Here is a 13,147-nt window from a genome sequence, read left to right as displayed (position 1 = left end):
GGGTCCGTTGATCGACGAGCGCCGGACCGTCGCGATCTACTCCCGCGCCGAAGGCGAAGCGGACGCGCCATGGACCACCCACGCCTCCGGCTTCCTCGCCGAGGCCGCCGTCTCCGCTGGGTTCGAGTTGGCGGAGTGGCCGCCGGTGGGTGCCGAGGTGTTGCCGGTGGCGGACGCGTACGACGTGTTCCGTGACCGGGGTTACGGCTACGGTCCTGTCTTCCAGGGGCTGCGGGCCGCCTGGCGTCGCGGTGACGAGCTGCTCGCCGAAGTGGCGCTCCCGGAGTCCGAGACGCGGGACGCGGGCCGGTTCGGTCTGCACCCGGCGCTCCTCGACGGATCGATGCACGCCGGAATACTCAACGACGACGAGGGCGAGGGCAGCGGCGACACCGTCGTCCCCTTCGCCTGGAACGACGTCTCCCTGCACGCCGTCGGCGCCGCCGCCATCCGCGTCCGCATCGAAAAGCTGGACGGCCAGGCCGTCTCCCTCTCCATCGCCGACATCACCGGCGCTCCGGTCATGACCGTCGGTTCCCTCGCCAGCCGCCCGGTCTCCGCCGAGCAGCTCGGTGCCGCGTCCGGCGGCGCGCTGTACGGCACCGAGTGGGTGGCTGCGGCCACCACGGGTGCCAGTGACTCCGTGTGGGCCGACTGGTCCGAGGTGGCGGAGTCCGGCGGTGAGGTGCCGGGTGTGGTGGTGCTGACTGCCGTGGCCGAGGCGGGTGTTGAGGTGCCGGTGGGTGTGCGGTCGGTGCTCGGCCAGGTCCTCGATGTGGTGAAGCGGTGGGTGGCCGAGGAGCGGTTCGCGGGGTCGCGGCTGGTGGTTGTGACGCGTGACGCGATGCCGGTGGACGGTGCCGGTGATGTGGTGCAGGCCCCGGTGTGGGGTCTGGTGCGGGCCGCTTCGGCGGAGAACCCGGGCCGCTTCGCCGTCGCCGATCTGGATGATTCGGCCGACGCCACGGACCGTGCGGTCGCCGCTGTGGACTCGGGTGAGTCCGAGGTCGTGGTGCGGGACGGCGCTGTGCTGGTGCCGAGGCTGGTCCGGTTGGCGGAGGGCGCGGAGTCTGTTCCGGCGCTCGACGGTGATGGTGCTGTGCTGATCACGGGTGGTACCGGTGGTCTGGGTGCCGTCGTGGCGCGGTACTTGGTGGCTGAGCGTGGGGTCCGTGACCTGGTGCTCACCTCGCGGCGTGGCCTTGACGCCCCCGGCGCCGACGAACTCGTCCGCGATCTCGCTGAGTTGGGCGCGTCCGTCGAGGTGCTCGCCTGCGATGTCTCCGACCGCGGTGCCGTGCGCGGCCTGGTGGGTTCGCTGGTGTCCGGGCGTGGACTGCTCGCCGTGGTGCACGCGGCCGGCGTCGGGGACGGCGGGCTGATCGACTCGCTGTCCTCCGAGCGGTTCGACGGGGTGCTCGGTCCGAAGGCGGATGCCGCGTGGTGGCTGCACGAGGCGACGGCCGAACTCGACCTCGCGGCCTTCGTGTTGTTCTCGTCGGCTGGTGGTCTGGTGCTGACGGCCGGGCAGGGCAACTACGCTGCGGCGAATGTGTTCCTCGACGCTCTGGCGGCTCACCGTCGGGCTTCGGGTCTTGTGGCGACGTCGATGGCCTTCGGGTTCTGGGACGTCGGCGCGGGACTTGGGCAGTACCTGTCCGATGTGGACCGGCGGCGGATGGCGTCGCAGGGTCTTCCGGTGCTCTCGCACGACGCGGGTCTCGCGCTGTTCGCGGCGGGGCTCGACCGCGTGGAGGCGACCGTCGTCCCGCTGCGGGTCGACACCGCCGCCCTGCGGACCCGCACCGACGAGACCCCGGCGCTGCTGAGGTCCCTCGCTCCCGCGCGCCGGGCAGCCGCCGCCGTCGTCACGGCGGGGTCGGCGCTCGACGGTTCGCCCGCGGCGCGGCTCGCGGCGCTCCCGGCGGCCGAACGGCACCGTGCGGTGCTTCACTTGGTGCGGTCGCAGGTCGCGGCCGTCCTCGGACACGGCTCCGCCGAGGCGATCGGTGCCGAACGGGCCTTCCAGGAGCTGGGATTCGACTCCCTGGCCGCCACCGAACTCCGCAACCACCTCAACTCCCTCACCGGGCTGCGGCTCCCCGCGACCCTCGTCTTCGACCACCCCAACGCCCTCGCCGTCACCGAGCACATCACCTCCAGGCTCGGCGGTGAGAGCACCCGGCCGGCCGAACCGGTCGGTGGCGGCCGGGAGAGCCGCGTCGACGACGAGCCCATCGCCATCGTCGGCATGGCCTGCCGCTACCCGGGCGGGGTGACCACACCCGAGGAGCTGTGGCGCCTGGTCATGGACGGCGTCGACACCGTCACCGACCTGCCGGGCGACCGAGGTTGGGACATCGAGGGCCTCTACGACCCGGAGCCGGGCAAGGAGGGCAAGAGCTACACGCGGCGCGGCAGCTTCCTGCACGACGCGGCCCAGTTCGACCCCGGGTTCTTCGGGATCTCGCCCCGCGAGGCCCTGTACATGGACCCGCAGCAGCGCATGCTGCTGGAGACCTCGTGGGAGGCCCTGGAGCGGGCGGGCATCGACCCGGCCACGCTCAGGGGCAGCAGGACCGGCGTCTTCGCCGGCGTGATGTACCACGACTACGCGCTGAACGTCTCGCCCTCCGGCACCGCCGGCGGCAGCGTCGTCTCCGGCCGGCTCTCCTACACCTACGGCTGGGAGGGCCCGGCCGTCACCGTCGACACGGCCTGCTCCTCCTCCCTGGTGGCGCTGCACCTCGCGGTGCAGGCCCTGCGGTCGGGCGAGTGCTCGCTCGCCGTCGCGGGCGGCGCCACCGTGATGTCGACGCCCGGCATGTTCGTCGAGTTCAGCCGCCAGCGCGGCCTGTCGGTCGACGGCCGCTGCAAGGCGTTCGCGGGTGCGGCGGACGGCGTCGGCTGGTCCGAGGGCGTTGGCGTGCTCCTCGTCGAGCGGCTGTCGGACGCCGTACGCAACGGGCACCGGGTGCTCGCCGTCGTCAAGGGCACGGCCGTCAACCAGGACGGCGCGTCCAACGGCTTCACCGCGCCCAACGGCCCCTCCCAGCAGCGGGTGATCCGCCAGGCGCTCCAGGGCGCCGGGCTCGCCGCCGCCGAGGTCGACGTCGTCGAGGCGCACGGCACCGGCACCACGCTCGGCGATCCGATCGAGGCACAGGCCCTGCTCGCCACCTACGGCCAGGACCGGGAGCCGGGACGGCCGCTGCTGCTCGGCTCGATCAAGTCGAACATCGGGCACGCGCAGGCCGCCGCCGGTGTCGCGGGCGTCATCAAGATGGTCATGGCGATGGAGCACGGCACGGTGCCGCGCACCCTGCACGTCGACCGCCCGTCGCCGCACGTCGACTGGTCCGAGGGCAGCGCCGAACTGGTCACCGAGGAACGGCCGTGGCCGGTCACGGGACGGCCGCGCCGGGCGAGCGTCTCCGCGTTCGGCCTCAGCGGCACCAACGCGCACGTCGTCCTGGAACAGGGCCCCGCCCCGACCGCCGGCGAACCGCGCACCCCGGCCGACGAGGGCACCCGCGCTCCCGCGCTCCTGCCGTGGACCGTCAGCGGCGCCACCCCCGAGGCACTGCGCGCCCAGGCAGCCCGGCTGGTCTCGCACCTGGAGGAGCGGCCCGACGAACTCCCCCTGGACGTCGCCCACTCGCTGGCCACGTCCCGCACCCCGCTGGAGTCCCGGGCCACCGTGCTCGGCGCCGATCGCGCCGAACTGCTCGCCAACCTGCGGTCCTTGGCAGCGGGCGAGGAGACGCCAGCCGTGCTGACGGGCACCGCACGCTCCGTCGGCACCACCGCGTTCCTCTTCACCGGCCAGGGCTCGCAACGGCTCGGCATGGGCCGCGAACTGCACGACAACCACCCGGTGTTCGCCGAGGCGTTCGACGCGGTGTGCGCGGCTCTCGACGAACACCTCGACCGGCCGCTGCGCGAGGTGGTGTGGGGCGAAGACGCGACCGTCCTCGACGGCACCGCGTACGCGCAGGCCGGCCTCTTCGCCTTCGAGGTGGCCCTCCACCGGCTGCTCGGCTCCTGGGGCGTCGCCCCCGACCTGGTGGCGGGACACTCCATCGGTGAGATCGCCGCCGCCCACGTGGCCGGGGTGTTCTCCCTCGCGGACGCCTGCGCTCTGGTCGCCGCCCGTGGCCGCCTGATGCAGGCGCTGCCCGCCGGGGGCGCGATGACGGCGATCGAGGCGACCGAGGCGGAGGTGCTCCCGTACCTGGAGTCCGTGGACGACGTGTCGATCGCGGCCGTCAACGGGCCTGCCTCGGTAGTGGTCTCGGGCGTCGAGGAGAGCGTCGAGTCGGTCGCGGACGTCTTCCGCGAGCAGGGCAGGCGGGTCAGCAGGCTGCGGGTCTCGCACGCCTTCCACTCCCCGCTGATGGAACCGATGCTGGCGGAGTTCCGTGAGGTCGCGCTGCGGCTCTCCTACCGTGAACCGCGGCTGCCCGTCGTCTCGAACGTGACCGGCCGGGTCGCGCGCGGCGGCGAACTCACCACCGCCGACTACTGGGTCGACCACGTCCGCGCCGCCGTCCGCTTCGCCGACGGCGTCCACGCACTGCGCACCGCGGGTGTGGACCGCTGCGTCGAGATCGGCCCCGACGCGGTCCTGACCGGCATGGCCCGCACCTGCCTCGACGACGACCAGGACGGCGACGCCGGCACCCGCGTGCTGCTGGTGCCGGCCGCCCGCAAGGGCCGCGCCGAGCACGACGCCCTGCTCACCGCGGTCGCCCAACTCCACACCGCGGGAACGGCCGTCGACTGGTCCGGCTTCTTCGCCGGGACCGGCGCCCGCGCCGTCGACCTGCCGACCTACGCCTTCCAGCGCGGGCGCTACTGGCTCACCGCGACCGACGGAGCCCCCGCGGCAGGCAGCGCCGGACTCGACGCGGCCGACCACCCGCTGCTCGGCGCGGTCGTGACACTGCCCGACTCCGGTGGTGTCGTCCTGACGGGTCGGCTCTCGGTGGAGGCACAGCCGTGGCTCGCCGACCACATGGTCCTCGGGCGGGTACTGCTGCCCGGCGCCGTCCTGGTCGAACTGGCGCTCGCGGCAGGCGAGTCGGTGGACAGCGCGGCCCTCGACGAACTGACCCTCGCCGGGCCGCTGGTGCTGCCCGAGCGGGGCGGCGTCCAGGTCCGCGTGATCGTCGGACCCCGCGCCGCCGACCGCCGCACGGTCGCCGTCTACTCCCGCCCCGAAGGCACCGACCAGGACTGGACCACCCACGCCACCGGCTTCCTCGCCGAGGCCGCCGTCTCCGCCGTCTCCGCCGGGTCCGAGCTGGTGGAGTGGCCGCCAGTGGGTGCCGAGGTGCTGCCGGTGGCGGACGCGTACGACGTGTTCCGTGACCGGGGTTACGGCTACGGTCCTGTCTTCCAGGGGCTGCGGGCCGCCTGGCGTCGCGGTGACGAGCTGTTCGCCGAGGTGGCGCTCCCGGAGTCCGCGTCGGACGACGCGGGCCGGTTCGGTCTGCACCCGGCGCTCCTGGACGCCTCGATGCACGCCGCCATCCTCAACGACAGCAACAGCGGCAGCGGCGGCGACTCCGCCGACGGCACGACCGTGATCCCGTTCGCCTGGAACCGTGTCACCCTGCACGCCGTCGGCGCCTCCGCCGTCCGCGTCCGGATCGCCACCGCCGACGACGGCGGCATGGACATCCGCGTCGCCGACGTCACCGGCGCCCCCGTCCTCACCGTCGGCTCCATGGTGAGCCGCCCGGTCTCCGCCGGCCAACTCGGTGCCGCGTCCCCCGAATCGGGCGCGCTGTACGGCACCGAGTGGGTGCCGGTGGCCGCCTCGGGCGACAGCGGCTCCGTGTGGGCCGACTGGTCCGAGGTGGCGGAGTCCGGCGGTGAGGTGCCGGGTGTGGTGGTGCTGACTGCTCTGGCCGAGGCGGGTGTTGAGGTGCCGGTGGGTGTGCGGTCGGTGCTCGACCAGGTCCTCGATGTGGTGCGGCGGTGGGTGGCCGAGGAGCGGTTCGCTGGGTCGCGGCTGGTGGTCGTGACGCGTGACGCGATGCCGGTGGACGGTGCCGGTGATGTGGTGCAGGCCCCGGTGTGGGGTCTGGTGCGGGCCGCCTCGGCGGAGAACCCGGGCCGCTTCGCTATCGCCGACCTGGACGACTCAGCTGACGCGCTGAAGCTGGCGGTCGCCGCCGTGGACTCGGGTGAGTCCGAGGTGGCGGTGCGGGACGGCGCTGTGCTGGTGCCGAGGCTGGTCCGGTTGGCGGAGGGCGCGGACGCTGTTCCGGCGCTCGACGGTGATGGTGCCGTGCTGATCACGGGCGGTACCGGTGGTCTGGGTGCCGTCGTGGCGCGGTACTTGGTGGCCGAGCGTGGGGTCCGTGATCTCGTGCTCACCTCGCGGCGTGGGCTCGACGCCCCCGGCGCCGACGAACTCGTCCGTGACATCACCGAGTTGGGTGCCACCGTCGACGTGGTGGCCTGTGACCTGGCGGACCGTGACGCGCTCGACGCCCTGGTGGGCTCCCTCGTCGCGGACCGCGGGCTGCTCGCGGTCGTCCACGCGGCCGGGGTCGGCGACAACGGACTGATCGGCGCCCTCACGCCCGAGCGGTTCGACGGGGTGCTCGGTCCGAAGGCGGATGCCGCGTGGTGGCTGCACGAGGCGACGGCCGAACTCGACCTCGCGGCCTTCGTGTTGTTCTCGTCGGCGGGTGGTCTGGTGCTGACGGCCGGGCAGGGCAACTACGCCGCGGCGAATGTGTTCCTCGACGCTCTGGCGGCTCACCGTCGGGCGTCGGGTCTGGTGGCGACGTCGATGGCCTTCGGGTTCTGGGACGTCGGCGCGGGACTTGGGCAGTACCTGTCCGATGTGGACCGGCGGCGGATGGCGTCGCAGGGGCTTCCGGTGCTCTCGTACGACGCGGGTCTCGCGCTGTTCGCGGCGGGGCTCGACCGGGTGGAGGCGACCGTCGTCCCGCTGCGGGTCGACACCGCTGCCCTGCGCACCCGCACCGACGAGACCCCGGCGCTGCTGCGCGGTCTGGCACCGGCACGGCGCTCCACCGCCGCCGTCGCGACCGCCGGAACCGGCCAGGAGACCTCGCCCGCGGCGCGGCTCGCGGCGCTCCCGGCGGCCGAACGGCACCGCGCGGTGCTTCACTTGGTGCGGTCGCAGGTCGCGGCCGTCCTCGGACACGGCTCCGCCGAGGCGATCGGCGCCGAACGGGCCTTCCAGGAGCTGGGATTCGACTCCCTGGCCGCCACCGAACTCCGCAACCACCTCAACTCGCAGACCGGGCTGCGGCTTCCGGCGACCCTCGTCTTCGACCACCCCAACGCCCTCGCCGTCACGCAGGTCATCGAGGAGGAACTCGCCGCCGCCCACCCGACGGCGGGCGCCGACGGCACCGGTACCGGGGAGGACGACGGCGTGCGCCGCGCCCTGTCCGCCATCCCCACCCGGCGCCTGCGGGACGCCGGCCTCATGGACACCCTGCTCGAACTCGCAGGTGAGGCGGGCGAGTTGACGAGCACCGACCGGGACGCCCTGCTGGCCACCCTCGACGACGAGGACGGCCACGACCAGCCGGAGGGCGCGGAACCGGCGGCAGACGACGCCACCGCGCCCGGCTCGGACGCCCTGCGCGCCGAGACCGCCCGGCTGCGCCGCGACAACCGCAGGCTCACCGCGACCCTCCACGAACCCATCGCCATCGTCGGCATGGCCTGCCGCTACCCGGGCGGCATCGCCTCCCCCGAGGACCTGTGGCGCCTCGTCACCACAGGCGACGACGCGATCGTGCCGTTCCCCGAGGACCGCGGCTGGGACCTGTCGATCCTGCGCGACCCCGAGGCCAAGCACCCCGACGGCCTCTACGCCAGGGAAGGCGGCTTCCTCGACGGCGCGGCCGACTTCGACGCCGGGTTCTTCGGCATCTCGCCCCGCGAGGCCCTCGGCATGGACCCGCAGCAGCGCCTCGCCCTGGAGATGTCCTGGGAGGCCCTGGAGCGTGCCGGCATCGACCCGCACACCCTCAAGGGCAGCAGGACAGGCGTCTTCGCCGGCGTGATGTACCACGACTACCCCGGCAGCGACGGCAACGGCAGCGTCGTCACCGGGCGCGTCTCCTACAAGCTCGGCCTCGAGGGCCCCGCGGTCTCCGTGGACACCGCCTGCTCCTCCTCCCTGGTCGCGCTGCACCTCGCCGTGCAGGCGCTGCGGCAGGGCGACTGCTCCCTCGCGGTCACCGGCGGCGTCACCGTGCTGTCGACGCCCGCCGTCTTCGCCGAGTTCGGGCGGCAGGGCGGCCTCGCCCCCGACGGCCGCTGCAAGTCGTTCGCCGCCGCGGCCGACGGCACCGGCTTCTCCGAGGGCGCCGGCTTCCTCGTCGTCGAACGGCTCTCCGACGCCGTACGCAACGGGCACGAGGTCCTGGCCGTGGTCCGCGGCTCCGCCGTCAACCAGGACGGCGCCAGCAACGGGCTCACCGCGCCCAACGGGCCCTCGCAGCGCCGCGTCATCCGGCAGGCGCTCGCCAACGCCCGGCTCGCCGCCGACCAGGTCGACGCCGTCGAGGCGCACGGCACCGGCACCACGCTGGGTGACCCGATCGAGGCGCAGGCCCTGCTCGCCACCTACGGCCAGGACCGGGAGCCGGGACGGCCGCTGCTGCTCGGCTCGATCAAGTCGAACATCGGTCACACCCAGGCCGCCGCGGGCGTCGCCGGAGTCATCAAGATGGTGATGGCGCTGCGCAACGAACTGCTGCCCGCCACCCTCAACGTGGACGCGCCGAGCGACCAGGTCGACTGGAGCACGGGCGCGGTGGAACTGCTCACCGAGGCCCGCCCCTGGACCGGCGGCGGACGCCCGCGCCGGGCGGGCATCTCCTCGTTCGGCATCAGCGGCACCAACGCGCACATCATCGTCGAACAGGCACCCCCCGCCGCCCGCCAGGCCCCCGCCCCCGGCGCCCCGGCGCCCGTCGTGCCGTGGCTGCTCTCCGCCCGCGACCAGGGCGCCCTGCGCGCCCAGGCCGAGCGGCTGCGCGGCTGGCTCACCGACGACAGCGCGGCCCGCCCCCTGGACGTCGCGAGCGCGCTCGCCACCGGCCGGGCCGCGTTCGAACACCGGGTCGCCGTCACCGGCTCGGACCGCGACGACCTGCTCGCCGCGCTCGGCGCCGTCGCCCGGGGCGAGGAACCCACCACCACGGTCGGCGAGGGACTGCTCGCGCTCCTCTTCCCCGGCCAGGGCTCCCAGCGGCTCGGCATGGGCCGCGACCTGCACGAGCGGTTCCCGGTCTTCGCCGAGGCGTTCGACGAGGTCTGCGCCGGACTCGACGCCCACCTGGACCGCCCGCTGCGCGAGGTGATGTGGGGCGACGACCGAGCCGCCCTCGACGACACCGGGTACGCCCAGGCCGCCCTGTTCGCGCTCGGTGTCGCCCTGCACCGGCTCACCGCGTCCTGGGGCGTCACCCCCGACCTGGTCGCCGGGCACTCCATCGGCGAGATCACCGCGGCGCACGTCGCCGGCGTGTTCTCCCTCGACGACGCCTGCGCCCTGGTCGCCGCGCGCGGCCGGCTGATGGCGGCGCTGCCCGCGGGCGGCGCCATGGCCGCCGTCCAGGCCACCGAGGACGAGGTGCTGCCGTACCTCACCGACGGGGTCTCCGTCGCCGCCGTCAACGGACCGACGTCCGTGGTGGTGTCGGGCACCGCGGAGGACGTCGAGAAGATCACCGCGATCCTGCGCGACCAGGGCCGCCGCACCACCGCGCTGCGGGTGTCGCACGCCTTCCACTCCCCGCTGATGGAACCGATGCTGGCGGAGTTCCGCGAGGTCGTCGCCGGCCTCACCCCGCAGCCGCCGACGCTGCCCGTCGTCTCCAACCTGACCGGCGCCACCGCGAGCGCCGACGAACTGTGCTCCGCCGACTACTGGGTGCGCCACGTCCGCGAGGCGGTCCGCTTCGCCGACGGCGTCGCCACCCTGCGCGCCGCGGGCGCCACCCGGTTCCTCGAACTCGGCCCCGACGGTGTCGCCTGCGCCATGGCCCGCGAGTCGCTGCCCGAGGACGCCGTCACGGTCGCCGCGCAGCGCCGCACAGGACCCGGCGACGAGGCGCTGGTGGACGCACTCGCCCGCCTGCACGGGCACGGCGTCCGCGTCGACTGGACGGCGTTCTTCGCCGGACTCGGCGCCCGCCGCGCCGACCTGCCCACCTACGCCTTCCAGCGGCGCCGCTTCTGGCCCGAGGACCTGATGGCGCGGAGCGCGGGCGCCGAGGCCGCCGGCCTCGGGTCCGCCGACCACCCGCTGCTCGGCGCCGCCGTGGAGGTCGCGGGCACCGAAGGACACCTCTTCACCGGACGCCTCTCCCAGGGCAGCCACGGCTGGCTCCGCGACCACCGGGTGATGGGCGCCGTCCTGGTGCCCGGCACCGCCCTGCTGGAACTCGCCGTGCACGCGGGCAACGTCCTCGGCTGCGACCGGGTGGAGGAACTCACCCTCGCCGCGCCGCTGGTCCTGCCCGAGCGCGGCACCGTCCAGATCCAGGTCGGCGTCGGCGCCCCCGACGACACCGGCCTGCGCACCCTCGCCATCCACTCCCGGCCCGCTGACGACCCGTCAGCGCCCTGGACCTCGCACGCCGACGGCACCCTCACCAGCGGGCCCGCCGACGCGCCCGGCGGCGGCTTCGACGCCACCGTGTGGCCGCCCGAGCACGCCGAACCCCTCGACGTCGACGGACTGTACGAGCGGTTCGAGGACGCCGGATTCGTCTACGGCCCGGTCTTCCAGGGCCTGCGGGCCGCCTGGCGCAAGGACGGCGAGGTGTTCGCCGAGGCCGCCCTGCCCGACGGCACCGACGGCGGCGCGTTCACCCTGCACCCCGCGCTGTTCGACGCCGGACTGCACGCCACCGCCCTCGCCGGGGACGGCGACGGCGACAGCGGGTCCGGTGGCAGCGTGCCGTTCTCCTGGAACGGGGTGTCCGTGCACACCGTGGGCGCCTCCACGGTCCGGCTGCGGCTCTCCCGCGCCGACGACGGCACCCTCGCCATCGCCGTCGCGGACCCGTCGGGCACCCCGGTCGCCGAGGTCGGCTCCCTGGTGACCCGGCCGATCTCCGCCGAGCAGCTCGGCGCGGGCGAAGGAGCCCACCGCGACTCCCTGTTCACCCTCGACTGGCTGCCGGCCGAGGACACCCAGGACCCGGCGGCCGACGGCACGGCCACCTCGGTCACCGTGATCGGGCCCGACGCCGCGCTCCTCGGCGAAACCGGCGACCTCGCCGGCCTGGGCGTGCGGACGGTCGCCGCGTCCGCCGACCTCGTCGAGGTGCCGTCCGTGGTGCTGCTGCCGGTCGGCACCGGCACGGACACGGCGGAAGCCGCCCGCTCCACGACCACCAGGGTGCTGACGGCCCTTCAGGAGTGGCTCGGCGACGAGCGGTTCGCCGCCGGCCGCCTGACCGTCGTCACCCGGGGCGCCACCGACGGCACCGACCCGGCGGCCGCCGCCGTCTGGGGCCTGGTGCGCGCCGCGCAGGCCGAGCACCCCGACCGGTTCACGCTCCTCGACCTGGCGTCCGACGCCGACGTCCGGCAGGCCCTCCAGGCCGCGGCGGCCTCCGCCGAACCGCAACTCGCGTTCCGTGAGGGGCAGATGCTCGTACCGAGGCTGGTCCGCGCCACGACGACCGGGGCCACCGGGTCCGGGGCGACCGGATCAGGAGCGACCGAGTCCGGGGCGACCGAGTCCGGGGCGACCGCGCCCGCCGACGCCGCGTCCCCGGTCTGGGACCCGCGGGGCACCGTCCTGATCACCGGCGGCACCGGCGGCCTCGGCGCCACCGTCGCCCGCCACCTGGCCGACGAGCACGGCGTCCGCAGCCTGCTCCTGGTCAGCAGGCGCGGCCCGGCCGCCGAGGGCGCCGGCGAACTCGTCGCCGCCCTGCGGGAGTCGGGCGCCGACGTCACCGTCGCCGCCTGCGACGTCGGCGACCGGACGGCCGTCGACGCGCTGCTCGCGGACGTCCCCGCCGACCGTCCGCTGCGCGCCGTGATCCACGCGGCCGGTGTCCTGGACGACGGAGTCCTCGACTCCTTCACCCCGGGACGGCTCGCGGACGTCCTGCGGCCCAAGGCCGACGCCGCCTGGCACCTGCACGAGGCGACCGCCGGGCTCCCGCTCGACGCCTTCGTCCTCTTCTCCTCCGTGGCCGGCACCCTCGGCAGCGCCGGACAGGCCGGCTACGCGGCAGGCAACGCCTTCCTCGACGCGCTGGCCCGCCACCGCCGCGAGCGCGGACTGCCCGCCGTCTCCCTCGCCTGGGGTCCGTGGACCCGGGGCAGCGGCATGACGGGGCAGCTGACCGAGGCGGACATCGCCCGGATGACCCGGGCGGGCATGCCCCCGATGACCCCCGAACAGGGCCTCGCCCTCTTCGACACGGTCACCGGGGCGGGCGAGCGGGCCCCGGCGCTGATGCCGGCCCGGCTCGACCTGGCCGCCCTGCGCGCGCGGGGCGAGGTGCCGCCGCTGTTCAGGTCGCTGATCCGGGTCACCGGACGGCGCACCGCCACGGCCGGGGGCGCCGCCGCGGCCGCCGACCTCACCGCGCGCCTCGCCGGGCTCACCCCCGGCGAGGGCCAGGAGGTCCTGCTCGACCTGGTCCGCGGCCAGATCGCGACCGTCCTCGGCCACGCGGGACTCGCCGACGTCGAACCGACCCGCGCCTTCCAGGACCTCGGCTTCGACTCGCTGACCTCCGTGGAGCTGCGCAACCGGCTCGGCGCCCTGATCGGCGTCCGGCTGCCGGCCACCCTGCTGTTCGACTACCCGACGCCCAGCGAACTCGTCGCCCACCTGTGGGCCAAGGTCGCCCCGGCGCCGACCGAGGGGCCCGAGGCGGTCCTCGCCGAACTGGACCGGCTGGAGCGGGCGTTCACCGGCGTCGAGGTCGGAGCGGAACTCTTCGACCAGGTGGCGGGACGGCTGGAAGTACTGCGCGGCAAGTGGCAGTCGCTGCGCGCCGAGGCCGTCGCGGGGCACGGCGGGGCGACGGAGGAGGAGTCCTTCGACTTCGACTCCGCCTCCGACGAGGACATGTTCGACATGCTCGACAACGAACTGGGGCGCTGA

1 protein-coding gene (only partly in view) is annotated in these 13,147 nt (G+C 74.8%); it reads left to right on the top strand.

Going from position 1 to position 13,147, the window contains the following annotated elements; genetic code table 11:
- On the top strand, positions 1-13,147 hold the end of the coding sequence (locus tag DDJ31_RS05205; protein ID WP_127181465.1) for a type I polyketide synthase. 18,536 nt of this gene lie to the left of the window's left edge; the window shows 13,147 of its 31,683 coding nt (coding positions 18,537-31,683); its start codon lies off the left edge, out of view; it ends in the stop codon at positions 13,145-13,147.

Source organism: Streptomyces griseoviridis (assembly GCF_005222485.1).
Taxonomy (GTDB): Bacteria; Actinomycetota; Actinomycetes; order Streptomycetales; family Streptomycetaceae; genus Streptomyces; species Streptomyces hintoniae.
Note: the sequence above shows the minus strand (reverse complement) of the source record. Positions and strands in the feature narration are given on the sequence as shown.